Below are 25,740 nucleotides of genomic sequence, written 5' to 3' on the forward strand. Positions count from 1 at the left end.
AGATCAGCCGTAGTGGCCATGGAGGAACCAGGCCGTTTTGTCGCCCGCCAAGCGGGCTTGGAACACACACAGCACTCCCGCATATGGGCTGATCGCCAACCAGTAATCGCGCTGCACGTTCAGAGCGGTCTCCTCCCCCTGCGCATTGACCCGGTGCCACCAGCCGCCCTCAATTCGATCTGGCCCCAGCAGCAGCTGCAGCGTGCCTTGATAAACCGGTCGGTTCTCCTGCTCCAGCAGCTGCAGCGGCTTGTCCAGAATCCAACTCGGCAAGGGCAGGTGGGCCCCTTCAGCGCTAGGGGCGCGTGTGCGCCCCGCCGCCTGCACCCAGGTCTGGATCCATTCCAGTCGGTGGTCTTCGCGAAGAATGGGCCGCCGCACACAGTCTTCTCCCAGACGAGCCTGGATGCGTTCCAGCGTGAGGGCCATGGACGCACCCTTGCGTATCGTGTCCGGGATGAGCGAGCGGCTCTCCTCAACGAGCGGCTCCGCCTCGGCAACGCGCAACTCCAACTCGCCTGCAGGTGCCTCCAGTTCGACCTTCGCCAGATGCTCGGCCAGCAGCCGCACCAAGTGCTCAACGTCTTGCGTGGCCGTGGCAGTTCGTACCGTCAATTCACCGCTCGAATTGGTGCTTTTGCCACGCATAACGTCATAGCACCAGCGCACCGTGAACGCCGTGGTTCCCAACCGTCGAGCTCGCAGCCATCCAACCATCTGCAACAGCAGTCTGCGGGCACCGAATAGCAGTGCAGGAGCCGTTTCCACCCGCGACATCAATTCGAGGCGAGCATGAAAACTCTCGGGGAGGGTGAGCCAGTCATAGCTTTCAGGGCGTAGACCATACGCCTCGTCCAGTGCAGACAACAAAGACTTGTCGAAGCGCCTGCCGATCCCGCCACGCGGTAGCGCACGTACTTGCCCCAGGGTGCGGCACCCGACTCTGGCCAGCGTAGGTTGATGGCGAGCTACGGCGGTGATAGTGTCCAGTGGCAACCTGTCGAGCACCTGTTGCAGCGGCATGCTGAACCCATCGCCGACGCCATGCTTGGCCAACGCCAGCGCTGCCAGACCAGTCGGTGCCCACGCAACGCGAGCCCCCAGTTCGCATGCCCCTTGTTCAATGCGCTCGCGCAGCATATCCATGCCATGGAACAAGCGCGCACTGGCCTCAACTTCCACCAGCACCGAGGCTTCAACCAACGCCACGCGCGGCGAGAATTGAAGGGCCCAGATGCCTAGCGACTGTTGATCAATTTGCGACTCGGAGGCCGTCGAGCTGAGCGGGACTAAAGCGGCCCAGTACATGGGTCACCTCCGAGCCAGGGATGAGCGCGGGCTGCGCAAGATTGCGCAACCTTGGCGGGATCACGATCCCCAAGTTGCTGGGCATCGCGTCAAGATGCAGCATGTCTTCGAGCGGAGCGCCCCGGCGCTTGATTATTTGCACGTCGATCTGCCAGCCCATGCCGGGCTTGACTGAGAGCCGCAGCGGCGCGGCCGACGTGTCGCGCACAGCCGTTTCCGGACGAAACAAAAACACGGGAGCATCGCAGCTATGTGCATTCAATTGCAGGCGCCGGATCTGTTCGGGCCGCGCCTGGGGAAGCCATGCCAGCACCGCGCCCACCGGGTCGGACTTGAGCAGTTGCTCCGTGACCCAAAGCCGGTCTGCCGGCCCCTTCGCGTCGATCCAGACCAACTGCTCAGGCTTTACGCCCAGCTGTGCCAAGCCCATGGCGTGGGGCTGCTTTGGGGGGGCGACAAGATAGAGACAGCTGCCTTTCTCTGCCAAGAGCGCTGCAAGGGATGGGCCCAGTAGACGCCACTCGCAGACAGCGGCCTGAGGCATAAGCACGTCAGAAAGGCAGGCGGTAGGCCATCCCTGGCCTGGCAGCGCCGCGTCCAACGCCGGATGACCGGACGGTACGGTGCGCCCTGCTGCCGCGCCTAACTCCGAGCCACGCCACACCGCCTCGGCAACATGTGTGGGCAACTGCCACCGGTCGAAGGCCGCCGAGCATCGGATAGGGTTGGAAGGTTCGTGGAGCATGGCAATAGCTGTATTTGCATACAGTATAGAGGCCTTGCTTCTCCGCTGCATAGGTTCGGGTCGGGTGTCGCAGCTGCGCTTCCGAATCGGGAGCGAGCCAGGCAGTTCCAGCAGCGCCCTGCGGACTTCGCGACCCAAGCCGGGGCATTCCGCCTAAATCTTGAGTCTGCGTAGGGGACAAGGCCCGGGTCCTGCATCGGCAAGCAAACGCGCATCAGGAACCAGGATGACCTCACACAGAAGGCCGGACGGCGTTGACAGCGGCAGCGCGAGCCTGCATGTCGGCCTTCACGTAGATCGCGGTCGTATTGATGGAGCTATGCCCCAGCAGTGACTGCGCGACCGTAAGATCTTTTCCCGTGGCCTTGAGCACGTGGTGTGCAAATGTGTGCCTAAGCCAATGCGTAGAGGCCCGCTTGAAGGTGGTGCGTTTCTCGCTAGGCAACTCACCCGCCACTTCGGAGCATTTAAGGAAGAACTGTTTGAGGAGTGAATAAATGGCAGCAGCTGATAGGCCTCCGGCATGAATCTTCGAGTTATTCTGGTCTGCCTTTTCTTCAGCCTTTATTTGCGGATGGGAGCCGTCCTCCCTAGCGAGAACCATTTGAAACCTATGGTCCTTTGCCACAACCAGTTGACGGCCATCATTCTCTGAGTCAGTTTCATTTTCTTTGATCGCCTTCATCTTTTTACGTGACTCTATCCATCGTTCATCCAGCAAGCCAATTAAAGGCATATCATTTTCTTTGTCTGGCTTGGGGATGACTCCACGGGCCTGCAATGCGAGCCTATCTTCCTTATGAGCAAGGAGTGCTGCGTAGGTATCTACATTAATAGGCACGTTTCTTACACGCAAGCCTTTGCCTTCAACTTTAAGGCCCCATTGCTCGGCATCACGACCGTCGATGCGCAATCGGCTCAGATGACCCCAAGTGGCATTTGCCAACTCCTCGCGCCGCAGACCCGCTGACTCCAGTATCCGAATGATGGCCGCAAGCCGACGCTTGGCATACCCATCCTTCATCTCAGAAAAAGTCTGCCCGATGATTTCGAGCTCCTGCTCGCTGAACGAGCGCATCACGTCCATCTTGGCGTCCTTGCGTTTGGAGCCAACGATGCCGTCTGCGGGATCCGAGGTGAGGTAGCCGCTCGTGTGCCACCGCCTGAACATGGAGCCAATTGCCACAAAGGTGACTTCAAGGCTCGTATCGGACAACGGGCCTCGCAGAGGGCGCCAGTCCTCGGCTTTGCCTGTGCGGGGCGCATTGCGGTCCTGGATCCATTGCGGGGGCGGGTCCGACAGGAAGTCCTTGAACGCCAGCAGATCGTGTAGCGTCATGGAGGACAAGCTGACAAACCGAACGTGCACGGCCCACAGCACCAGGCGCTCAATAGCCCTGCGATAGGCCACCTGCGTCGCCGCCGACTTCTGGTGGATGAGCTGGAACCAGGCGGTAACGGCCTCCATGTCGTTGCTGGCATCCAAGCTGTTCGGTGCATGCGTTCTCAGCATGCCGTCCTGGCCGCGCAGATGCTCGGGCCAATTCAGCTGGGACAGTGGAGCCAGCTGGGGCCGTCGCTCATCAGCTGGATCTTGCTGGGGCACCAAGGCACGCTGCTTGAGGCCCTGGGCCGCACAGATGTTCCACCTAGCCATCCACAGCCCGATATCCTCGGCGCGCCGGACGCCGAAGCCTGGGACGTAGCCGTACCACTGATCGCCGCGAAGGGCCATCCAATCGACCAGATTGCCGAGGGTGAGCACGCCCGCCTCATTGAGCGCCTGGCGCTGCTGGGGGTTGATCCTCAACCACTGCTCGACGCGATCGTCCCGGCTCGGTCGCCTGCCCAGCTGGCTATCCAACCAGTCGATGGCCGTTAGTAGGCGCTCCGTGCGCTCAGTCGCTGACAGGACGGAAGCGGCCTTTGTACCCTCTGAACCTCGCGGGGAAGGGCCTTGGCCAGACGCCTCCAGCGGTTGCCCTGCTGGCGCTGCCGCAGCGCTCGGCTCGTCGGGATACTCCGCCTCGTACATTTCTATGAGATCCGCCTCGGAGTACATATCCTCAGGGAACCGCGATGCAAACTCTTCGAGCGATGGTCTTTCGGGAGCGTCGGGCGCTGCGGTGCTTTGGGCCACGAGCGGCGCCGACTCAGAGAGCATCGATGCTGCAGCGCCGACAACGTCGGCCTGTAGGGCTAGCAGCTCTCGAACCATTCCCCGAGCCGCAGCAGCGTCCGTGAGCCTCTTTGCGCCGGCTTCAATTCTGGCCAAGATCAGGCCGAAGTTTTCGATCAACTTGGCGCGTTCTGGAACGCGGCTGGTCCACAGGAGGTACTGCCGCGAAGCGATGCCGACATCGATGCCCTGGGCCACCGCTCGAAGCACCGCAAATTCGTCTGCCGTGATGTGCGTGTTGGCCGCGCGGGTTTTGGCCCCGGGCGGTCGGCCGCGCCGGCGAGCTGTGCGAGCGGCGACCGGTGATTCGAGCACCTGGTCGTTCTCATCGACGGCGGCAGTGCCAAAGCCCACTTCGGCGTGGATGTCGTTCTGTTTTGGGTCACTCGTCATGGCAGCGGGGTGAAATGGATCGTTGACAGCAGAGACGCCTTGAACACGTTGGCCAAGGCCTGCAGCCGGAGCGGCCGGAACCCCACAAACTGAAGCAGGGCATCGACACCCAATTTTAGCCACTTCATTTTCATTGTGTTAAGTACCATTAACATGATGAAAAAATTAAATGTATTTTTTATGAACGAGTAGGTAGAACTGTACGAAATCACAGTCATAGTGCGGAACGCTGCGGAACTGCGGAACGCCACTGCGGAACGCTGCTGCGGAGCGCCACTACACATTAGTTTTTCCGCCACTGATCTTTAGTTTTTTCGGGGCTCGCCCGCGCTGGCCAGCGGCTCAGCGCGGCCTGCAGGAGCACACAGAACTGCCGGCGAAAGGCTGGCGCTGAATCACCATGCAGCCTTGCGGGCTGTGCCCGAACCTCGCATCGAGGGCGCGCCTGGCCGTGTGGCTGAGCGCACCCAAGATCAGCCAGCCGTGCAGAGTGACTGCCCTCGATCCGGCGCGAAAGAGACCGTAGCCTCGGCTGGTGACCTCTGTGGAGTCAGGGAGGGAAGCTCCGCCTTCGTGGCGCGATGACGGGGGGCCTGACCAGGTCGGGCACTGATGAGGAGCGGAGCCGCTGGCGATGACCTATGCGGGGTGGTTTCGAGTACTCGGCCGCCCTGCCTCACTGGCGCGATGAGAGGTGAGCATGATTTGGTTGGCTCAAATCGAGCCTGAGTGGCGCGCTCCCGGGAATGTCGCGGCCAACATCCCGCCCGCTACAGGGAGGCTTACGCGAGACACCAGGGGGCGCTTAGCGCTCTGTAGAAAGGCCTGCCCTCACACAAGGATAGCTGGCGGCCATAACTAGACGTTAACGCCTGACCTACACTTCAACGAAGTCATAATGCTCTGAGACTTCGCAACATCGAAAATAGGCTCATGACGCCTATCGCAGAAAATTTACATTCAGTTTGGGCCGACCTTCAGATGTTCTATAGTTAGGAATTGCGTTTAGCCGGATGAAGTTCACTATCACCAACCGAATGCAGTCGTCAAGACATCTCGAATTTCAAACTTCACAAATGAATAAGCAAATAACAAAGTTTCAGCATCAAGTTCCACAACATTACCTGCGCTTGTGGTTTGATCCGGAAAATCACGTGTGGTTGCACGATTTGCTCAAAGATAAAAGCTCACCCAGGACGACCAAGAGAATTTTGGGCGATGACTACTTCTACGAGAATGATGCCGCAAATCCTACTAATGAAATAGAGAATTATTTGGGAGACATAGAGTCTGCAGTCGCTCCGCTACTCAAAAGTATTTCTAAATTAGATCCTCAGAATCTCACGAGTTCTTTGCGACCAGAAGAGGCTATGTGCGAGGAAGCAGCCCGGCTTTTGTCTGCATCAGGCGCGAAAAAAAAATTGCTAGATTTCATCAGTGCTCAACTCATACGCACATCGCGTACAGTAGATGAAATTGAACATTCGATAATAGCAAGCGGCCTATCGGACGTGGAAAAGAAACTACTCCTCCAACAGAATCGGCCTTATGAACTCGTAAAGCTCGGCATGACGCGACTGCCCGCTCGATTGATTGATGGCTATAAGATAGTTCTTAGTTATGTGGAAGATAAAAGTCTTGTAACTAGCGACCACCCAGTGTCGGAAATACGAACAAATACTAATTTGCTACCGCAAACCGTTTATAACGTACTCCATAAAAATGACACCATTCTTTCCGTCCCTCTTGGTCCGAATTTTCACTGCTTTCTTCTACCGGATACAGGCGCTGAAAGCATAATGATCCAATTTCGAAAAACGCTAGCCTCCTGGACGAATACTCCAGGGATTGATTCGGCCATAGTATGGCGCAAACTGCAACCCCAAATTATTGAGCAACTTCGTATTTTGCACACAGGATTTGGTCGAAAATTTTTAGTCAGCAAAAAAAATGAGGATGACCTTATTGAAAACTCGACATTAATCAAAAAATCCAAAGAATCTTGAAAGCTTGGTGTTCACGCGTGGCGTTTGGATATGGGTATTAATATAGCAATATGATCGCCCGATGCTTTGCAACAAGCTTCCGTTTTTGCCTTGCGCTCGGAGCGCCTCTTAACAGGCAGAAGAACATCGTAGGCCAAGAGCGCTGATTCCTCGTACTCCCAGGAACCGTACAGATAAAGCAGTCGCTTAACCAGGAAACACAAAGCGGCGGCAATGGGTCGCTAGCTACCACACGAGAGCCCTTGGCAACTCGCGCGCCGCAGCACTTCGGCCCTGAGCGCTTGCGCCTCGGCCGATAACTCAATCCTCGCGCCCTCATGGCCGCACAGGCTAAAGCTCAGTGGTACATCTCGCCGAAGATTAATGGCACATGGCTTGCTGTGAAGCGAAAATTCAGCGTCGTACCGCAGAAGTTTAAAGACTTTTCAGGTGCCATCAACAACAATGGCGCCGACGCCTCAATCAGGGAACTGTGCGCCATCAGGTCGCAGAAGTCGGATGGCAGAATTCTCCAAAATCCCGAAGGTACTGGGAACATAAAGGCTAGGCGCCGGGAACAAATAATCCTGATCCGCCCCGTAGTAAATCGTCAGTAAAACCAGAAGACCTGCACAGGCATTTAGAACATTTTTAAGACTAGCCTCTGGAAAATGATCAGCTCTATGGTGTTTCACTTTATTATTTCCAGTCCACCAATCTGGAGGTGACTTTGCCGCCCTCCAATTTAACCAAGGCTTGAAATGCATTCCGAATCTGGGCATTGCAACCGCAGTCTGAACAATGATTGGCGCCGCTTCACACAGTATAGCCTGATACTCATTTATAGAAGAAGCCTTATCTTTGGGGCGAATACTGCCACATATTGCTTTTGCCAAAATATCCACCTCCGCCGCAGCAGTCATCAAAAGCCTAGCCAATTCTATAGAGTAGGTCTTCTCATTTTCCTGCGAAAACTCGATCCAGCGTGACATCCTTAGCAGATCGTCCTCTAGTGCTAGGAAGTAACTCCAGTGGCTCGGTATTTTTGAGTATTGAATCGCCATTCAATTCCTGAAATAGTTGAAATAAATACCATGACTCGCAAATGACGTATGAAGTTCTATCTAATCACTGGCCCAGTGTTCATAATCTTCCCAGAGCCTCGACACCAGATCAAGAAGGTCTGGCCTTGACGGCTCCTGAACTTCACAAGTAGTCACCTCGGAATGTACTTTCTTGACCAACTTCCACCTGAACCTAGATGGACAGTTCAAACCAGACCGTAAGAAAAAAAAGTCCACTGCCTCAGTGCATTCTTGTACTAGCTTCCAGTCAATTGCTACGGAGAGAGTCGAAATTGCATTCTCGGAGAATTCATCGTAATCCTCTGAACCAAACAACAGAAAGTTAATATCACCTCCTGCTCGCTTCAACTTCTTCAAGTAGCCAGTTGTAGGCTCAGATTTCCCCGCCTCATAGGAAACCTGCGTTCCACGGGATATTCCTGTCAGCTTCGCCAATTCAACTTGCTTTAGACCTAAACGCTCTCGCTCCGTACGTAGCCTCAAAGGCAGGTCATCTTGAACAATCGGGACCGTATGCATAAAAGAGATAAATATTTGAAGAACACAAAAGCCTAGAAGTTGGATCGGCGTTTCTGGGCGCAGGGTTGAGCATACAAGCAAGTACGGGCCACCTCGGAAGCACCGCTCTGTGATCGCAGATCTCGGTCGCCCCGGCACAGCAAAAATACATGCGAAACGTTGGCAGGCCGCGACGCTGCCACACATCGTCCCTGAGCGCTTGCGCCTCGGGCGATAGATCGCTACTCGTCCTTGCTGGCCAAAAAATCTAAAGTACAGTGGCGCGTTTTCCGTACAGACGAAAGTACAGTGGCGCATCCCTCTAAAGATCGATGGCGCATGGCTTGCGAGGACGCGAGAAATCAACGAGTTATCTGCGTGACGCGCTACGTGTTCAGTTGCGTTTCGCAGGAACGCCACTACACATTAGTTTTTCCGCCACTGATCTTTAGTTTTTTCGGGGAGCACCCGCGCTGGCCAGCGGCGAAGCGCGGCCTGCAGGAGCACACAGAACTGCCGGCGAAAGGCTGGCGCTGACTCACCATGCAGCCTTGCGGGCTGTGTCCTGACGTCGCGTCGAGGGCGGCCACTGGCCTTGGGGCTGAGCGCATCCAAGATCAGCCAACCGTGCAGGGTGACTGCCCTAGGTCAGGCGCCAACGAGGACCGAAGCCTCGGCTGGTGACCTCTGTAGAGTCAGAGGGAGGGAAGCTCCGCCTTCGTGGCAATGACGTGGGAGCCTGACCAGGTCGGGCGTAGATGAGGAGCGAAGCCTCTGGCGATGACCTATGCGGGGCGGTTTCGAGTGCTCGGGCGCCCCGCCTCACTGGGACGATGAAGGGTGAGCATCGTTAGGACGGCTCAAATCGACCCTGAGTGACGCGCTCCCCGGCGACTTCGCGGCGACCGAGCCGCCCGCTACAGGGAGGCTTATGCGAGACACCAGGGGCGCTTAGCGCTCCGTAGAAAGGCTTGCCCTCGCACAAGGACAGCTGTCGTCCAGAAGCTACCGTCCGGGGCGTAGCCGTAAACGGCAGGTCTAGCCTGGTAGCGGTCAGCCGGTAGTGACCGCTTTGAGGCCATCCAGGGGTGTCTCTCGCACGTCAGCCTCAACACGATGAGCGTCACGCTGAAATGCCAAGACATGTTAAAAACATGGGTCTTCAGCTCTTACTTCAAGGACCAGAGGGCGCATACTGCTGCGTACCTGAAGCGAACTCAAGTTTTTTCTTGTCGGTTCTTGCTAGGGCGATGACCGCACTCCAGACAGAATGTGCAGCGTTCTGGTAACGTACCCGTGAAACAAAGGAATGATTTCCTCCCTCCTATGAGCATGACTCCTGAAGATGCCGCCGAGCTAATTTCTTTATGCGACCGAGCATCCGAAGACCTTCGGAGATACGACAGGGGTGTCCCCTATGAGGAGCTTCAAATTGGGACGATCTTGTCGACCATAATTGAGCCGATGATTGCGAACGACGAGCTTGTACCTGAACTGAGAAAGGTCATACCGGCAACCGCGATACTGCCGTTGAAGCGCGCAATCGAGATTGCGAGGGGAGCCGCCTCTTACTCTCGGGGTACGGCAGAAAAGCAGTACGGCGGTGCGGTCGCACTCATTAAGAACGCGCTGCAGTGGTTGGCTAAGGCCCAAGCCGCAACGGCAGAAGTGGCCGTGGAGAATGCAGCGTCAGGTCCCATTGGCTTGGTATCAGCCTTTCCTCGGGTGGAAGACCTACTCCATCCTGAGATAGTTGCACACGCAGTTCCTCTCTTTCGAAACGGGCATTTGCGCGATGCCGTGCTTAATGGTGTGATCGCCGTGTTTGACATGATTCGAGCACGAACTGGTTTGAGCCTAGATGGCAAGGAGCTCGTAGGACAAGCCTTCGGACTGGACAACGGAAGTCTGATATTCAGCGAGGTCGACTCGTTGTCTGGTAAGAGTGACCAAAAGGGCTTTTTGATGATTTTTGAGGGTGTGTACACAGGCGTGCGAAATGTAAAGGCGCATTCTCTAGCCCACGATTTAACTGAGGCCAAAGCGACCCAATATCTCGTGACCTTGAGCCTTCTTGCGCGGCGGGTTGAGGAGTGCAAACCGCGCGCCTAGCCTTTTGCAGGCTGACTGCCAGATCAGTCGTGAAATGTTGGATGGCCGCTTTTGGGGGGCTAATTCAGCGGGGTGTAGGACTGTAATCGCTGCACAGCAGGCGTTGAAGGACAAACTTCAACCGACCGCAGACGGTCGATTGCCGTCATCCACTCTCGGCCGTCGAGCGCCTAGTATCAGCCAAAAGCAGCTATTTTGACTCGCGAAGTTGGTGGCCAGCTCCTCCAAGAGTCCCCACAGACGCGGCGCCACGCGGCCCAACTGAGGGCCGCACTCGCAATCTTCGGGTCAACGGCTCAGTTCCGCTCGCAATGCCTCCGCCAGTCCTGCAACAAGCTTAGAGCCAGCAGTGTAGGGGACCGAAGTGCCATCACTTAGTTCTAAAACTGGACCTATGTCACCCAGTGGCCCTCTCCCTGTCTTTGCCACACCACCAATACCTATAAATCTCTCTAATTCCATAGCCATTGCTTGGTTTGCGCTGTCACTCATCGCATGACCAAGTGTTTGCTCGCGGACTTGATGAAAACCGTAAACACGTATAGCGACGTCCCATTGCTCAGAGAGAATTGACTCCTCTGCTTTCCCCCTAAAAACCGATCCACCGTTGCTTTCATGCAACAAATTTTCATTAAGAGCAGAATTAAGTGCGTTGACCACGTGTGTAGGGTCGAATCCCCGATCCCTCAACTTCATTTGTAGCGCCATCTTAGGTACGTGTGAATGACCAAAAGAATCGAACGCGCTGAGAACGTCTTCTTTACTAGGAATCAAAATATTCTCCTATTTTAAATAAGTAAATCAACTTTTAACACACTTGCATTCTACCACTCTGGAATACCAAGAAGCCCCAAAAGGCGTCCGAGCGTAGCTATTGCCATTTCAAAAATTGAATCTAACTTTGCGGCTCGGCGGATATGTGATTGGGTAAGCCCTTACACTGCAATGAGAGCCGCCAAGCTGGCTACCCCTCGCTAGGACAGCTCTTGTCTGTGAAAAAACTTCTTATAATAAAATAGCTGCCGATGCGCGATCGAAGAAATATTATATAGCGCACCACTACTTCCCTACTAGTCAATCGGGCACCACCCAGCAGAAGGCTCATTTCCTGTAATCTTGCTCAGCATCTCTATTACTTCAATTCGACTCACGAACTGACCTCTGCCCCTGGGCTCCAGAGTTAGACGGCTAATGAAATACTGTCGACCCTGTTCGCTCAATGAATACCTGCCGTCGCTGTGCTTCAGAAGACGGCCTGATTTCAAGTGTGTTCCATAGTTGCTCATGAAGCGAGAAATATCGAAGCGCTCCCCTGCCAATAATCCGGTCGCTTCGAGAATCGCCTGCATGTATGCACGCATAGCACGCGTATTTGGTGCTGGTGGAATAACCTGTTTATAAAGGACTCTCATGCACCCAACTTCTTACACATTAGACTTTAGGAAAGAGAAAACTCATTCTTTGCTTGTGAAGCGATCCGGAATAAGACCCATAGAGAGGTGCCGCAGTTCCATCCCACTCCACGAAAATCACAACTGAAGCCCCTGCTTTGATTGCGAATTGTCGGACTGCACATTTTCATCTGTCTTTGCGAATCTTCACGCTAGACCCCTTTTCAAACGTACTTGCGACGGCGATTCTCAAACGCCGGCTTCGTCCCTTCCAAGATATTTACTACCGATTCGTTTAGGTTCAGCTCCTCAATAGCACCTGCCTCGTAGGAGATCTTGTTTGAACCGTCACGCTCCATACTGCAGACAATGACCTGCTCGGCATCGCAGGCAACGGCGAGGTTGGCGTTGTGGGTCACCATCAAAACTTGGCGGTGCTGCTTTGCCCGAGTAATGACTCCGACCAGTAGGTTGTAGACAGTCTCGTTGTCTAGGTTTTCTTCCGGCTGATCGAGGATGATGGGCATGCGGTCCTGGTCAACAAGCAGATAGAAGATGAGCAACAATGCGCCCCGCTGACCAGGGGAGAGGCGCTCCAGGTCGACGCCGCCGAGCGTCAAGCCGTAACTCAGACTTGCGTATTCAAGCCCAAAAAGGAAGTCGTAAAGTTGTGCGGCTGTCCTTTCGGACTTGAGAATTGTTGAAGTGACGACGGCTCGGCGTTGACCACCACGAACAGAGAAGGTTAATGCCTCGTCCACGTCGGAAAGAAACGCCGTAAGGCCCGCATCTGTGGTGAGGTCATGTGCCGCCAGCAGCTTGCTGGCAAGGGCCTTGGACTCCTCAAATCCTACAAACGAGCCAGCGTTCTGCTTTATGAAATCGAAAAGTCGTGTGACGAAAACATCAAACGAGAATCGGACCGAGAACTGCACGCCAAGCGCTTCACGAATCTGCGGCTCGTCATCCACCAGCGCCTGCACAGGAGCGAAAAGGCTCTTGAGCACGTCGCCGCGCTTTCGCAAAGTGCCCAGTATGGCTAGAGACAGCTGAACTCGCCTTTCACGCAGCTGTTGCAGCTCGATGCGCAGCGCTGGCATGCTCTTGAGACGGTGCCACTTGCCACAGAATGATTCCTCTTTATCCACTGTGCCTGTCGCAAGTGCCCACTCTTCCTCCCAGACTCGAAGAGCCGTTAAAGCCTCCTGGTGTGCCTTCATCGGGCCATCGAGCTTGGAACGCTCTTTGGACAACTCAGCCTTGAGTTCGGCCAGCAGTGCTGGATGGGACTCTTCGACACCCAGTTGAAGCATTGCCTCCTGTTCCAATAACCTGGATTTAGCCGCAGCCCGCAGTTCATTCAAGGGTGCCCTGTTAACAGTGACCTGAATTATTTCTTCAAGCTCTAGGCCAAGTGCTGTTGTGCGTTTCGACAACTCCGCTTTGCCATCCTCGATTACCTTCTGAAGAGCCGCAACACGCTGAAGCACGTCGTCTACATTGCGTATCCGGGTTCGCAGCAAATCGGCTTCATTCTGTGCTGCTGTGATCTGCATCTCGACCTGCGCTATGCGATCACTCAATTCCGAGATGGCGGCCGTCGCGACCTTGGCGGGCTCGTCATTGACCTGCGGCGCTGGTGGAACCGCAGGCTTCTTGTCGCGCAAGGCGCGAAGCCCGACAAGTGAAAGCCGAACTGATTCCCGCGCACGATCCTGTGCCGGCTGGTTCACTTGCTCAACAAGCTGGATGATGCGAGCATTGGTAGCCTCAAGTACACCTCGAATGGCTGCCGCCTCTCGCGCTATGACGTCGGTGCGAAACGCTATAAGCTCATCCAGCGAGCTGGCGCCATCACGGTCAGTGACCGGGATGTGAGAAAAAATGACAGCGCGGAGTTCTCCCTGCAATAAGCTGTCGTCGCCTTTGACGTGATCGTTACAAAGCTCTTCGAAGTAACTCTGTGGCAGGTACTTGACACGTGGTAAGGCGCTGCGGGACCTACTGTCGGACAGCGTTCGCCACTCTGGCTCCTTCGAGTCTCGGATCCATTCAAGCTGTGCCTCGAACGAGCTGGCCTTGTTGTCCTTCGCCAACCGGAAGCGTTGATCGGAAAGGAAAGAAAAATACTTTTCGTTCGGCGTGTCTCCAAGTACCCCGATGACGTCGGCAAGGGCACTTTTGCCGCTGCCCTTCCTGCCGATGAGCGCTACAAGGTCCGTATTCAGAGGGATCGTAGTCTTGTCGAACCACGCCCCAGGCTCGGGCGCGCCAGCACGCTTGCGCACGTGCACGTTCTTGATGAAAAGCTGTGGGTTCTTCTCGACAAAGTCGACTTTGGGCGGCAGGGCTCCGACATGGGAGCGGTTCGCGGGCTCCCGGCAAGCCTGCAGCAGCCCGGCGAACGTTGGAAGCGCTTTGATCCACGTGGGATTCCCGCCGTGGAATTTCCCATAGTCGGCCACGCGATGGGCATCGCTACCGCGAACGGCCAGCTTTGGGTGCCTGATAGCCGCTTGGAAATCAGCGAAAAAGGCGGCGTTGTCCGCAGTCTTAACCCCGTTGAAAGCGTCTCGGCTTGCTTGGTTGGCGACCTCGAAGACAGCCTCCATTGCAAGCACCTCACGTGGGAAAGAGTAGTGTTCCCTGAAACGGATTTTGTTTACTCCATCGTTGGTGTCAAAGGGTACGAACAAGATAGCGTCATGCTCGCCAAAAGTGCGCAAAGCCGCACCAACCGATTCCGCAGTCACCTCTGCGCACTTTGATCCGGCCTGCAGCGCCGCTACTTCGTCCCTGTCGAGGGTCTCGCGAGAAATCCCTAGCGTCGCCAAGCGCTCTGCGCTCAGGTTCTGACGTGCCCATTCAACGAGGTAGCTGTCCGTCAACGGCTTTCCGCCCATGCTCAGTTTCAGTTGCGATTTGAAGGCGTTCAGCTTATCGGCGGAAAGCTCCGGATTGAGCAACACATGCATGTTTAGACGGAAGCTGCCAGGGGAGACCATCCTCAGCTCAATGCCAGGAAAAATGGTTGCTCTGCACTTCATCGCGCCGGGTCGCCCCAGATACTCACGCAGAGCGAGAACACCATCAAAGGTCCAGTAATCCATTACAGCGACGGCGACACAGCCACTGTCGTTGATTCCGTCAATAACTTGCTTCAGCAAAGCATCTCGCTCGGCCGCTGTCGTGGCATCGCGTAAGCGTTTTCCGCTCCACTGGTACGAGGCCGGCGTGTGGATGTGCAGGTCCCACTTGCCCCAGGTTGCGCCTTGATTCATAGCCTCTTTTCCCCAGAATTCATTAAGCCAGCCGCGTGTACGCGCAGTATCAGCGCCCTGCACCAAACTTCCCGAATCTGTCGAGAAGCGGTGTTTCTAAGTGTAGCGGTCTGGAGAGCAAGGGACAAAAAGACCTCAACCTCTCGATCTCAACAAAACTCAAGCCCCAGGGAAGGCACGACGCCAGCTGGCATCGGCCATCAGTGCTAGCGCCTCTGCCATACCACGCAACTCCCCCTTCGCCGGCGCACGACCGTGGCACTGGTCCCTAACCGGCGTAAGTACAGACGCGCATCGCGTTAGCGATCAACGTTCTAAGTCTCTATAAGTCATTCAATTTTGGAGGTGCAGTCCCATGGCTTACCGCAACGCGGCCTGCAAGCGCACAAAGAGCTTTCAGCGAGAGGTCAAGATCAGCAGGGGGCTGTCCAGCCTCATCGCATCGACGGCGCCAGAGTCAATGTAGTTGAGACCAACCAGGCGGGACCGACGGTGCTGGGTGACCACGCTTGCGAGAGCCTGAGCAAGGAGCGAGGCCGCGGCCGAAAGTCTCAGGGGTGAGGAGCGTCAAACGCCTCCACGTCCTCGATCGGTGAAGGCCCAGTCGCTCTCGTAGCACTAGCCGAGCAGGACACGGAGAAGGGCCGAAGCCCAGGGCCTCGATCTATGCTGGCTCCGTATGTCAGGTGACTTTCAGCCCGATCCTAAAAAAAGAGAGACCCGAGCTTGGATGGCTCTAGCATTGGCCTAGGTAGCAAGGGCGTTGGAAGTTTCGCAGGCACCTTCCTGCCGCGCGAGCAACTACCCTGCAGACAACACTCCGTAATAGACTCCAATCGACTCAATAGTACTATCGGATTACGAGTATCTTGACAAGCATTCTTATTACAACTCTTCAGTGACGAAAGGGTCTTCGATGTATACACTGGACATAAGTGGCGAACAGTCATCATGGCCGCCGCTCCCTGCACAACACCAATATAGCCCGTTCTTCGACTTCCTTGCAGACGCGCTCTTTCAGCACCGGCAGGCAGTTGTTGCGGAGGGTCACTTCTCTCGGAACAGATTCTCCCGAGCCGCAATTATTGCGTCGGCACTAAGCGTTGAGTGCTTGGCGAACTGCCTCATATTCAATCTCAATTTGCCGGCAGATCAATTCATGGAGGCAGATAGGCAAAAACCTCTGGATAAGATTGCCCGCTTCTTCAATAATGAAAGCTTAGTGGGTTTCAGCAAAGGCGTTAGAACCTCGCAGCGATGTCGCGAACTGCTGAAGATTCGTGATGCCTACGTTCACCCTAAAAACACTCCAAATTCTGCAGTTCTAGATAGCCTGCAGGATGCCGGTAATAAGTGGGCCATACCCATTTCAATCGACTTGCCACTTTGGCCTTTGCTAAAGATTCCACTAGCTACGTTTGCATGGGACTCACAATCCTCCGCCGTAGCTTTGGAAGCCGCTTTTCGCTTTCATCACTATGTACTCAGCAAAATCCAAGAAGCCGCGCGCCACGATCTAGCGGTTCTACTGGCTTCGCGTATGAAGCTAGATGAGAAATTGAACTTACTCATGCCCCTAGACGAAAGCCTCATTGAAGAACTGCGTGCTGCTAACGAATACGGATTACATCTGGATGATCTCGGCCTCTCCGCTTGGCTCGGCTGACCAAGCCTGAAGCTTCTGTTTTGCCCTAAACACGCCTAATATTGATGGACCCACTTCTTAATATCATAAGACTCGACATCTCAGGTATCGGAAGACAGCCGTCTTCAACAAGTAGAAACATCGATGGCTCATTTCTCAATCTCCGCATAGACCAGCCGTCATGGATTTACCAAGCACATCCAGACGCGCGAAAAACGGGGAGGTGGAATCGTGCAGATCTGTGTCGCTGAAAAAAGCTTCGTTGCGACTCAGCGATTAGGCCAATTTCGGCCTGCTGCAGCAGCCATTTCCGCGAGGAACGGTCCGCTCTGCCGCGCTGCCGTGTCTGGCGTTTCAATCACGAAGTCTTCTCGATTCTTCCCTTCCAACCACCGGGGCTGCTTACCACGGCCACTCCACGTCTCACCCGTCTGAGGGTTCCGGAACTTCGCTTCGCCCTTCTTCTTTTCTTTGGACCTAGTGCCTACGAGAGGGAAAACCTGCTGAGAGGTGAAACCAAACTCACTGACGAGCGCATGAACACGACGGAGGGCGTCCGCTGATTCAATCTTTCGTGCCGAAGCGATCTCAGCGTCGAGGGCAGCCTTTGCTGCGAGTAGTTCTTTCAAATTCATAGGATCCTGGTGTTTCTTGAACCTCGTCGAGGCTCCGCCCTGGATTATGTGGCTTTGCGCTCCTAAGAAGCAACGTGCGGCGAGCGCCGGCCGCAAGTGCTAAAACAACCAGATGCAGGACGCTCGTCCGAGCGAACTCACAAAGCAGTTGCAGGTCCAACGTACTCTTCAGGAACCAACGCCAACAGTGGGACTGCTCGGGCAGACGCAGTGCAATTGAACTTGTAGTCGCGTTCGTGAGAGTCGTGGCTGCGGTGCCCGCAATCCCCGGCATAGGGTCGAAGGAGTTTCGCCCCTGTGAAGAGCACAGTTGTCTACAGCTTACTCGCGCTCTACCGCCCTGGCGTGACGAAGCGCGAGCTTCGCTGCTAGATGGAGTTACAGCCGGTTTGTTGGCGTCAAATTAAGTCTCACGGCTCAAGCAGCGCCTAAGCTCAGCCTTATGCTGGTGTATTGTGCAATACATACATCAAGCCACCTGCGCTTTCTCTCCCTCAGGAGGGCACGCATCGTCGCCATGCCCATGCAAGGCTCGCAAGCAGCCTTGGTGATCATCTCCCTACGACTTTTCGCTACTGATCGCACCCTCGCCTCGCGCCGGGGAGTGCCGGTACGGAAGTCCATAGCCACGTGTGGAGCTGCGTTTTGAACTCATTTACCGGACGGGACACCTTGGGGAAAACGCATGTCCCCGTTCTCCCCTCGATAATTTCCAGTTGCTGTCGCTCCACGACTGTGAGAAATTAGCGATCGGCACCTGATAGTACCGATCCACCTAAATACTGAGGGGCGAAAGATGGCACTAGCACATCACTGGCGGCTTCTAGCTCTGGCATTTGCCATTGGCGCGGCAACAGGTGCTCAGGCTGAGATGAGCGCTGAGCTGCAGGCCGAAAAGGATCGGTTGGAGGTCGAGCAAGCGAGACTCGCTCTCGCAAAGTCTCGCGCCGAATTGTCGAGCAGCTTGGTTCCCAACCTTAAGGACTACAAACTGGCCAAGCCTGATGCCCCCGTGGTTGAGGCCACAGCGGCAACAATTGCGTTTCAGCAATCAGCTGCGCTCGCCGCGAAGATTGCCGAAGAGGTCGACAAGGCGCTGGGGGATTTGATGACGAAAGCGGTTTTGCTAAACAGTGAAAGGATCATGGAGCTGATCTCCGCCGCCGACTCTGTTGGGGCTCGTCTCGATCTCGCACTGTCCGCCGTGGAGTCCAGCAATAGGGATCTCCAGGATCTCATGGACGCTATCAACAGAGCTGGCACACCGGGTACCAAGACCCTTGGTGCAGCCGCCGCCGCGTTACCCGCTGTGGTGTCCGCCTTCTTTTCCGTGGCATCGACGGCAAGAACCCAATACACGCTCAACAGCAAGTCACACACCGACTTGGCATCTTCAGTCTTGAGGGCAAAGGTTGCATCAGCTTTGTCTGCATCCGGGTACAAGGTATACGACCCTGATGCATACATTCCAGTCGGCTCAGACCTTCAGGTGCAGAAGCAGTGGGCTGCACTGGATCGAGCCCGAAAGGGAGCCAAGAACACCTCCATATCGGCAACCAAGCTTGCAAAGACGCTCCGCGATGCTAACGCCGAAGAAGAGGCCGAGCTCCTTGATTCTCAGGCGAAGGTACTGAGCGGTGTCGTTTCTCAGGCAGAGAAGCTGATGGCGGACCTGATGACGCCTGATGATCAGGGTACTGTCGCAATGGTTGCCGCGCAGCGAGGTTCCTGGCTGCGATCCAGGCTTGAAGACACGGATCCGGCCCCACCCGCGCGACTCAACGTGACAGCCCTCCTTTCAGCGACAGACTTGGTTGCGGCCGATGGTTTCGTTCGAGGGCTACGGATTGCCGTGAGCGGCAACACAATCGGCGAATGGAGTGTACTTGCTCGCGATGGCCAGTTGAGAACAGGGATCGTCCAAGCGTGCGCCCCGGACGCATCGAAAGCATGCGCGCGCGTACTCATTCGCCCTGACGACGAAGTGTCCGCCCGATAGATGTGCCCCGTTAGCCCTGGAGCCCGCTGATCCAGGTCTGCCGGCGTCTGCCGCCAAAGACGAAGTGGCCCCCAGGGCTAGCTTCGTCAGCGGCGCCAGGGCATGCTCTGTTGGCCAAGCAGGTGAGGCAGTGGGCCGTAGCCAACGGATGGAAAGTAACAGCTGTAGAACAAGGACCTCTCCCTTGTTCGTTTAGGTTGCGGCCTCCCGAGGTAACTGGAGCGTTCCGTCCCCGTCGCCTTCTCCGCACCAAAGCCTCGGGAGCCCAATGCATTTGCCTGCCCAGAGCACTGGCTGAGAACGTGTTTCGCCGAAACTTATGTAAGGGTGCGATAGGACTATTGCCAGACGTCTTCCAACCATCCGTCGCATGCAAGTCTGGCGAAATTAATTCCAAGACCCACCAGGCGGCAGAAATACATCTGTTCCGCACGACTGAAAATGTATCGGCGATTGTCTAGCATGTCCCTGTCTTGGCTAAACGTCCGGCCCTATGACTCAATAGAAATTACCAAGTAAATTCCTAGTTGATTTACCCCCGGGTCGAAAAAAATCAATTTCAAACCAACGAGTTGTTTACATCTATCTCGGTTTGCATTAATCTAAGCAAAGCCGAAGAAAGGAAATTCCATGGAGCACCTCATCACTAAATCGCAGGCAGCGTATCAACTCAACATTCCTATCCATCGTCTCAATGAAATGGAGGAAAATGGCGAAATCGAGGTTTTAATACTAGGTGGAGAGCCCATGGTCGATACCTTCCAGGTTTCACGCGTGAGCTGGCATGCACAGCATGTTCCCGAACTTATCCATTCCCAGGCGCTGCTGGCAAAATTCGAGGAGTCCACATACTGATTGTTTGGCGTAGAAAAGCCACCTTTCCCAAGGTGGCCTTTTTTTATGTTCCTAGAGTCAATGCGAAGCGCGCTACTCGTGGCTTTAATTTTCTAGGAGCGTGCTCAGTATCGGCGATAGCTGATATCGAAGGCGGTTCCTCAGAGGTCTCGGGCGGAGGCTTCTTCTCGACTGTCTCCTGCTGCACCTTTTCAGGAGTGGGCAGCACCACCTCATGCACCACCCGAGTCTTCGGGTTTGCATCCATCGTCGGTCGTGACTCCGAACGTGACCGCGCAGGCTGAGCTGGTGCAGGCTCTGCAGATACAGCAACTGCATGTAAGCCAAGCAGTGCAAGCGACCTCAACCGTTCTGCCCGAAGCCGTGCAGGTGTATCACGCAACACCTGATGCAGGTCAGGATACGCTTCGTTGAGGACAACTGGAAACTGCAAGAAGGCAGTCCTTAAAGCACTCCCTCCAAAAAATAGATCTGGAGCACTAATCGCAGCCTGTAATTTGCCAGTCTGGATTTGAAGACCGATAGAGGCGAGGGCTCGCAACCGCTCCGATCGGACTGAAGAAGGCATTCCTTCCAGATGCGTTTGTAGGGCCTGGAATGCCTCATTCAGAGCGACAAGAATCTTGACGCTCATACCTGTCCAAGAAGCCAGTAGCCCCGCGCGATAGACAAAACCGGCTGCTTCGGGGAAACAACCTCCAGCTTGGGAAAGGCCTCCTGAATCCCTTTTCGGAAGAACTCCGTCCCCCCACCTACCAGCACAATCACGTCCGGGGACATCTTCTCTGCGCGAAGGGAGGTCAATATGGAATTAGTGGTTATCGACGCCAGGGCGTTACTGGCTTGCTCGATGTACGGAGCAATAGCGACGCGCTGCCCAGCTACCAAAATTGAAGATTTACCTTCACGCATGGCTTTTTCAAAGCTCTCAACCGTGGGCTTCACCCCATGTTCTTCGGCCAGGAGGATGCCCGCCTGTTCCAGAACAACCGATGATGCCTGGAGACTTGTTCCGCTTGAACGCATTTGAAGCTGGCCATCAGCAATCAATACCCAGTCGTTGCTGAAGAACCCCGGGTCGATCACCAAAATTCTCGCTTCTTCATCGATTTTCGGTTTCGCTTCGTCATCCTGGTTGATCATGTCGAACAGCCCACCAACAGGCTGAGCAACCACCTTCACCTTGGCAATCTCCACAGTTCTCTTGGGTGTAATGCGGTGCTTGCCAACGAATTTCTTCTCTAGGGCTGCGCGAAGCTTCTCATCTTTGTACTGATGGACTGGCAGACCTGTGACCAGCATATCCACATCAGACATGCCTGACATCAGGAGGCCTGCATGAAACAACGCCTTGTAGGATTGCGTATTCGAGTATTCAGCATGCAGCGAACGCTCCCACAATGCAGCCTGATCAGAAGATACGCCTGCGACAAATGGTTCTTCATCAACCAGAACATGAAGGAAGTCGTCCTGAGCTTTCCCATCGTAGCGGCTTCCAAAACGATCGGCGGGCGCTGCTCCTGCAGGTCGAATTGCTGTTGTCATGCCCTCCTCGCTGTCGCCAAAAGCCAATTTCAGATTCGAGTAGCCGATGTCCAGACCGATGACGTTCATTGCAATCCTTTGCACAATTAGGAATTGCAATTCTAATGCAATTTTTTGGAAGGTTGGAGCTTTGTGGTGGATCAGTTTACGCCCTGTGGTTGTCTAGTCGCCTCGCTCTGTATGGCTCCAGTCGCCCCTCTGTAGTGCCTCTGCGTTTTCCGGCTAGCGAGGCGATTCTCCGCAGGAGCATTTCGGCTTCTGGCTAGTGAGTTGGCGACGCTGGAGCGCCAGAAGCCACCCCACATGCACCCTGATAGGCTGCATGTGGTGGCTGAACGCGGGAAAGATCGCAGCGAGATTGACGATGTTATCATCCATGTGCCCGTTACCGGGTGCATCTACCCTACCAGATGCACCCGGTAACGGGTGGATAGGTGCTTCTAGGGCGGACTAAAGGTTTGTAGCGCTCGACAGCGCCTGATGGCGGGCAAAAGCACGCCCAGGGTGCATCTGGGGGGTAGATCAGCCCACGGTAACTAGGCTCATGTGAGGGTATGAATGGAAGGCCATGACAAGGGTATCGAATCGCTTGAGGCGATCGTCACCGACCTGTACGACGAAGCAATGCGGATCGCTGATCACTACTGGGACACGGTGACTGCTCATGAACGCAGGGCCACCGGGTATGAGTCACGTAGCGCCCTAGAACTCTCATGCGTCAAACGCGGCAACAACCTCCAGATCGTGTGGAAGGGCATCAAGTGGTACGGCTCGAAGGCCAACCGCACCAGGACACGGATTGCAATTGCACGCGACAGCAAGAACATGACGTACACCGATGCAGAACTGAAAAAGCACGCCAAAGATTGGGAGTGGGAAGTCGTGCGTGAGACTGAATTGCAAATGCAGTCAATCCGACGACAAGCCTATCATCTAGTCAGGGCAATCATGTCCATACGTGCTGCAAAGGCTGTAAAACGCGTTGCCGATGAGAAGTTGCAAAAGCTACGCGATGGGCGTTGAGGTCTTGCCTCCGCCATGACCGACTAACATCGATTTTTATTCTCGAACGCGGGAACTCTGCATCGTACCCCAGGGGTGCTACTCATGCTCCTGGATACACCGAAGTCACGGATCCATTTCGATAGAGTTCCTGGTAATTCGTTTTTACGAACCTAGGTTCGCGTATGAAGAGAATCACTTTCCCTCGACTAATACCGGACAACGCCTCACAAGGTGCTATTCTAGGCATGTAGAAGCTGCTTTTTCAAGAAGTGCTGGTGCCCGAATCTATAAAGAAGCGACGTAGAGACTCCCAAAGCAGATGAACCGCTGTGTCCAACTTTCGTCGACGTTGCAACCGATCCGCCCCATGGACATCAGGTACTAGCGAAGCGTCATGGCTCAGTATATGGAGTTCTAGCGCGGTGATCTTTTTTCGCGTACAGGCGTACTTGAGTATCGGTTCACCCGGAGCTATTGGGTCGGGTTTCGCAGCAGCGGATGCTTGAACGTCGGATTACGGCGGCAGTTCGGGCTACCAACGTCTTAGCGGGACTTCCTCATGGTTCTGCAAGCCTCTTCGCTTCAAAGCGGGCACTCGTGTTGCATAACCATGGCCGAAGGCAGTGAGTCTCTTGCTGTACGTGTATTAGCTGTAGATTGTTCACGGCATCTGGTTGGATTTCCGCATTCCTCACCTGGTTTCATTCACTTTCACGAGCATCTAGCGTAGCTCGCCATATTTTGTTCCTCTCTTCTTCGGCTTAGATTACCTATCCTCATCGTGGCACCTCGATGCTCGGACATTTCGAGGCGTTCTCCGTATTACGAGCTGCCATGCTCAACCTTCAACATAATCCAACAACTAGCTGTGTGCCTCGGCGCGTATATTTCTCCGCAATTCTGCATGGGTTCAATCTCGGCGACCTTATCGCTGCTCCCCAGTTACAGCGCATTCAAGACGGCTACGCCGAGCCGCTTGATGGTCTCGGATATCTTGCGTTGATTTCCAGGCTTATAGCTCGACCGACGTCCCCTGGCGGCTAGTACTGGCCCTGAGAATTTCCGCACGCTTGGAGGGCATTCCACCAATTTCGAGCCCCCTGCCCCATCAGTCCAAATACGCTTCGTTTCTGTAGTGCGAAGCACTCAAGATATAAAGTTCGTGCAATGGCGGTCTTTAGAGCCGTAGGGCGAGGTCATGTAATATTAAATACCATGCATTTGACCTTCTGTAGCTTCCCCAGTTTTCGCACATCGAGGGACGTTCGTCCTCAAGCCATCTGCTCAACAGCGATACTTTCCAGCGTGCAAGACCTCTGCTGATCGCCGCGCATCCCTAGTGGGCGCGACTTCGATGATTGGCGCTTCGTGTAATTGGGAAAAGACTCGCGAGTTACCCCGACCAGTGTCTCGCAGGAACTGGCCGTCAATTTGCACCTGCAAACCATTTTTGCCCCTATTCGCATGCACAATGAGGTGCGCCAGCGCCAGCCGGATGTAAATTCTCAACCTGCTGCTCCCTGCCCCCCCGCGCTTTTCATTTGAACCAAGCGACGTGTTCTGCACACGGCCCAGAACGCACTGCACCAGCACCCGATGGCTTTCAGAGCAGCCGTCTATGGCGGCGTTGTTGGCCGCTGAATCAACGAGAGCGCTGGTTCGTGCGAACGAACGCCTACCCGTGCGAATACACATCTCGACTCCGGCTGCACGGACGCATGGTGTCATCACCTAGCGAAATCTTGGTTGGTACGATCAGCCTCCGGCTGCGGTAAGCTCCAGCTCGCCACGGACAGTCGTCGCTAGGCGGGGTGCACCCCGCCACTGCTTTAAAGATCCCCGCGAGAGAAAAGTGAAAAATTGATTTAGCAAGCCACCCGGGATTGACGCGCAATCCGAGACTACGCGTGTCTTCGATGCGGTGTGTAGCCCTGAATCGCAGTAACACTCGGATGGCCATAAACACCTCAACCCCAGCGTATGAGCCTTAATACGGAACCAAGCCCCACTCACCCCCGCGCGCGCCTGCTCGCCATCGTGGCTGTCGAGCCTTCTCGCCGGGTGATGTGTCAAAACCCGGGCTGCGGCCACGGCGTCTATGCCGCCATCCACGTGGTCGAGGACCAAGGCACTCTCATGGTCCTGGGTTCCACCTGCTTCGGGAAGCGATATGGAAGCACCAACGCTCTGGGATTGCCGTCGTACTCTGCTGGTGGTGGCGGCGGTGGAACACTCGACGAGGCGGAGCGCCAAATGCTCATGGAGAACACAGCCGCCTTGATGGCGCGCTTCAAGGAACGCCACGATAGCGCTATGGCGCTCGCCGATGCCAAGCTACGCGCACTGCGTGAACGCGCGAGCCAGCATCAAGCTGCTCGTCGAGCGCAGTTCGCTCCAACGCCCACAAGACCCTTGCAGTCTCTGCCACAGCACCCCTGGCCCTGGCAGCACCAGCAGAACACGTCGGTAGGGGTGGTTCGCGGCACCGATGGTCAGTGCTGGGTTCGGGTGCAGCATCGCGACGGCACGCAGAAGATTGCGCCGTGGCCTGCATTCGATGGGTGGGATGAGGTTCTTCCTCCCTCCGTGGGCGTGCCAGACCTCTCCCTGACTGCTTACGCTGTGAAAGACGTGGTCATGGCTCTCCAATGGCTTCGGGCCCGGGGCTTCTCCACCCCCGAAGTCAGCCGTTGGCCGGAAGTGCTCAAGATCCTCCCACCCGTGGACGAGTCGCCATGAGGCGGGTTCAACGCACCGCCACAGGCTTGGAGCATCGACACAGCCATCTCCGTGCGCGCGCCTCCGGGCGGAGGGAGCGGCGGCATTGGGTATCTCCGCAGGACCTGTGGCGGTACACAGGCCTCCCTGGCGAAGTTCCCCAGCGCCAGCCTCCGCTGGCCTCGCCTTTACTGCGCAATTGGAGGGGTGGCGGACTACCGGGAGGGCGATGATTTCCGGCCTGGCCTGCTTGGCTCCCAACCTGCGCGGACTGTTGCCCTGGGGATCGGCCAATTCGTGCATCGCGCGCCGAGCACGAGCGCGGCCAGCGCTGATCGCCGGTCAACCGCCTAGAGCACGC

General features: G+C 55.5%; 17 protein-coding genes. 7 read left to right on the plus strand and 10 right to left on the minus strand.

Annotation, left to right across the window (positions count from 1 at the left end; translation table 11 throughout):
• Positions 1-3: 3 nt before the first annotated feature.
• From U6958_RS00910 to U6958_RS00920, 3 genes are all read right to left on the minus strand, one after another.
• A complete protein-coding gene (locus tag U6958_RS00910) occupies positions 4-1,308 on the minus strand; it encodes a DNA polymerase Y family protein (protein WP_074921909.1) in 1,305 nt (434 codons plus the stop codon).
• Positions 1,253-2,104 (minus strand): translesion DNA synthesis-associated protein ImuA, encoded by an 852-nt coding sequence (imuA, locus tag U6958_RS00915; RefSeq protein ID WP_350337275.1) that lies wholly within the window; start codon positions 2,102-2,104, stop codon positions 1,253-1,255. Before imuA ends, U6958_RS00910 begins: the two co-directional genes overlap by 56 nt.
• Positions 2,105-2,285: 181 nt before the next feature.
• Positions 2,286-4,625: a tyrosine-type recombinase/integrase gene (locus tag U6958_RS00920; RefSeq protein WP_074921907.1), complete on the minus strand. Its 2,340-nt coding sequence runs from the start codon at positions 4,623-4,625 to the stop codon at positions 2,286-2,288.
• 1,013 nt (positions 4,626-5,638) lie between these two features.
• Here U6958_RS00920 and U6958_RS00925 point away from each other — a divergent pair.
• Positions 5,639-6,631, plus strand: coding sequence for a DUF4238 domain-containing protein (locus U6958_RS00925; RefSeq protein ID WP_082138170.1), 993 nt, complete (start codon positions 5,639-5,641; stop codon positions 6,629-6,631).
• A 458-nt stretch (positions 6,632-7,089) separates the two neighbouring features.
• Here the strand turns inward: U6958_RS00925 and U6958_RS00930 are convergent, their stop codons facing one another.
• On the minus strand, positions 7,090-7,674 hold the full coding sequence (locus tag U6958_RS00930) for a hypothetical protein (RefSeq protein ID WP_074921901.1): 585 nt from the start codon (positions 7,672-7,674) through the stop codon (positions 7,090-7,092).
• 60 nt (positions 7,675-7,734) lie between these two features.
• The gene (locus U6958_RS00935) at positions 7,735-8,511 is read right to left on the minus strand and encodes a helix-turn-helix domain-containing protein (RefSeq protein WP_082138169.1); all 777 of its coding nucleotides are present in this window, start codon (positions 8,509-8,511) and stop codon (positions 7,735-7,737) included.
• 1,008 nt (positions 8,512-9,519) lie between these two features.
• On the opposite strand from U6958_RS00935, the gene U6958_RS00940 reads away from it, so the two are divergent.
• Complete coding sequence (locus tag U6958_RS00940) at positions 9,520-10,305, plus strand: TIGR02391 family protein (protein ID WP_074921896.1); 786 nt, start codon at positions 9,520-9,522, stop codon at positions 10,303-10,305.
• Between the two features lie 288 nt (positions 10,306-10,593).
• On the opposite strand, the gene U6958_RS00945 is transcribed toward U6958_RS00940, so the two are convergent.
• Entirely contained in the window at positions 10,594-11,079 is a 486-nt protein-coding gene (locus U6958_RS00945) for a hypothetical protein (RefSeq protein WP_143044576.1), read from the minus strand.
• Positions 11,080-11,920: 841 nt separating this feature from the next.
• The gene (locus U6958_RS00950) at positions 11,921-14,977 is read right to left on the minus strand and encodes a TrlF family AAA-like ATPase (protein WP_074921894.1); all 3,057 of its coding nucleotides are present in this window, start codon (positions 14,975-14,977) and stop codon (positions 11,921-11,923) included.
• Between the two features lie 916 nt (positions 14,978-15,893).
• On the opposite strand from U6958_RS00950, the gene U6958_RS00955 reads away from it, so the two are divergent.
• Positions 15,894-16,643 (plus strand): hypothetical protein, encoded by a 750-nt coding sequence (locus tag U6958_RS00955; protein WP_143044575.1) that lies wholly within the window; start codon positions 15,894-15,896, stop codon positions 16,641-16,643.
• A gap of 248 nt (positions 16,644-16,891) precedes the next feature.
• Here U6958_RS00955 and U6958_RS00960 read toward each other — a convergent pair whose 3' ends face one another.
• A complete protein-coding gene (locus U6958_RS00960; protein ID WP_074921891.1) occupies positions 16,892-17,257 on the minus strand; it encodes an H-NS family nucleoid-associated regulatory protein in 366 nt (121 codons plus the stop codon).
• 796 nt (positions 17,258-18,053) lie between these two features.
• Here U6958_RS00960 and U6958_RS00965 point away from each other — a divergent pair.
• A complete protein-coding gene (locus U6958_RS00965) occupies positions 18,054-19,256 on the plus strand; it encodes a hypothetical protein (protein WP_143044574.1) in 1,203 nt (400 codons plus the stop codon).
• Between the two features lie 630 nt (positions 19,257-19,886).
• Positions 19,887-20,111, plus strand: coding sequence for a hypothetical protein (locus U6958_RS00970; RefSeq protein WP_047219693.1), 225 nt, complete (start codon positions 19,887-19,889; stop codon positions 20,109-20,111).
• A 43-nt stretch (positions 20,112-20,154) separates the two neighbouring features.
• Here U6958_RS00970 and U6958_RS00975 read toward each other — a convergent pair whose 3' ends face one another.
• Both U6958_RS00975 and U6958_RS00980 read right to left on the minus strand, forming a co-directional pair.
• Complete coding sequence (locus U6958_RS00975; protein ID WP_143044573.1) at positions 20,155-20,745, minus strand: hypothetical protein; 591 nt, start codon at positions 20,743-20,745, stop codon at positions 20,155-20,157.
• On the minus strand, positions 20,742-21,725 hold the full coding sequence (locus tag U6958_RS00980; protein WP_047219692.1) for a ParM/StbA family protein: 984 nt from the start codon (positions 21,723-21,725) through the stop codon (positions 20,742-20,744). Before U6958_RS00980 ends, U6958_RS00975 begins: the two co-directional genes overlap by 4 nt.
• A 489-nt stretch (positions 21,726-22,214) precedes the next feature.
• On the opposite strand from U6958_RS00980, the gene mobI reads away from it, so the two are divergent.
• Both mobI and U6958_RS00990 read left to right on the plus strand, forming a co-directional pair.
• A complete protein-coding gene (gene mobI / locus U6958_RS00985) occupies positions 22,215-22,679 on the plus strand; it encodes a conjugative transfer protein MobI(A/C) (protein WP_047219691.1) in 465 nt (154 codons plus the stop codon).
• Positions 22,680-24,641: 1,962 nt separating this feature from the next.
• Positions 24,642-25,400 (plus strand): hypothetical protein, encoded by a 759-nt coding sequence (locus tag U6958_RS00990; protein WP_052862767.1) that lies wholly within the window; start codon positions 24,642-24,644, stop codon positions 25,398-25,400.
• Positions 25,401-25,740: the final 340 nt, after the last annotated feature.

It is taken from the genome of Delftia lacustris (assembly GCF_040267515.1).
Classification (GTDB): domain Bacteria; phylum Pseudomonadota; class Gammaproteobacteria; order Burkholderiales; family Burkholderiaceae_C; genus Comamonas; species Comamonas tsuruhatensis.

What these genes read in the sequence shown, in the direction of transcription:
- U6958_RS00960 (WP_074921891.1), bottom strand. Translation starts at nt 17,257, where the DNA reads ATGAATTTGAAAGAACTACTCGCAGCAAAGGCTGCCCTCGACGCTGAG.
- U6958_RS00975 (WP_143044573.1), bottom strand. Translation starts at nt 20,745, where the DNA reads ATGAGCGTCAAGATTCTTGTCGCTCTGAATGAGGCATTCCAGGCCCTA.
- U6958_RS00970 (WP_047219693.1), top strand. Translation starts at nt 19,887, where the DNA reads ATGGAGCACCTCATCACTAAATCGCAGGCAGCGTATCAACTCAACATT.
- U6958_RS00920 (WP_074921907.1), bottom strand. Translation starts at nt 4,625, where the DNA reads ATGACGAGTGACCCAAAACAGAACGACATCCACGCCGAAGTGGGCTTT.
- mobI (WP_047219691.1), top strand. Translation starts at nt 22,215, where the DNA reads ATGGAAGGCCATGACAAGGGTATCGAATCGCTTGAGGCGATCGTCACC.
- U6958_RS00990 (WP_052862767.1), top strand. Translation starts at nt 24,642, where the DNA reads ATGAGCCTTAATACGGAACCAAGCCCCACTCACCCCCGCGCGCGCCTG.
- U6958_RS00955 (WP_143044575.1), top strand. Translation starts at nt 15,894, where the DNA reads ATGTATACACTGGACATAAGTGGCGAACAGTCATCATGGCCGCCGCTC.
- U6958_RS00930 (WP_074921901.1), bottom strand. Translation starts at nt 7,674, where the DNA reads ATGGCGATTCAATACTCAAAAATACCGAGCCACTGGAGTTACTTCCTA.
- U6958_RS00935 (WP_082138169.1), bottom strand. Translation starts at nt 8,511, where the DNA reads ATGCGCCACTGTACTTTCGTCTGTACGGAAAACGCGCCACTGTACTTT.
- U6958_RS00940 (WP_074921896.1), top strand. Translation starts at nt 9,520, where the DNA reads ATGAGCATGACTCCTGAAGATGCCGCCGAGCTAATTTCTTTATGCGAC.
- imuA (WP_350337275.1), bottom strand. Translation starts at nt 2,104, where the DNA reads ATGCAGCGGAGAAGCAAGGCCTCTATACTGTATGCAAATACAGCTATT.
- U6958_RS00925 (WP_082138170.1), top strand. Translation starts at nt 5,639, where the DNA reads ATGAAGTTCACTATCACCAACCGAATGCAGTCGTCAAGACATCTCGAA.
- U6958_RS00980 (WP_047219692.1), bottom strand. Translation starts at nt 21,725, where the DNA reads ATGAACGTCATCGGTCTGGACATCGGCTACTCGAATCTGAAATTGGCT.
- U6958_RS00950 (WP_074921894.1), bottom strand. Translation starts at nt 14,977, where the DNA reads ATGAATCAAGGCGCAACCTGGGGCAAGTGGGACCTGCACATCCACACG.
- U6958_RS00965 (WP_143044574.1), top strand. Translation starts at nt 18,054, where the DNA reads ATGGCACTAGCACATCACTGGCGGCTTCTAGCTCTGGCATTTGCCATT.
- U6958_RS00910 (WP_074921909.1), bottom strand. Translation starts at nt 1,308, where the DNA reads ATGTACTGGGCCGCTTTAGTCCCGCTCAGCTCGACGGCCTCCGAGTCG.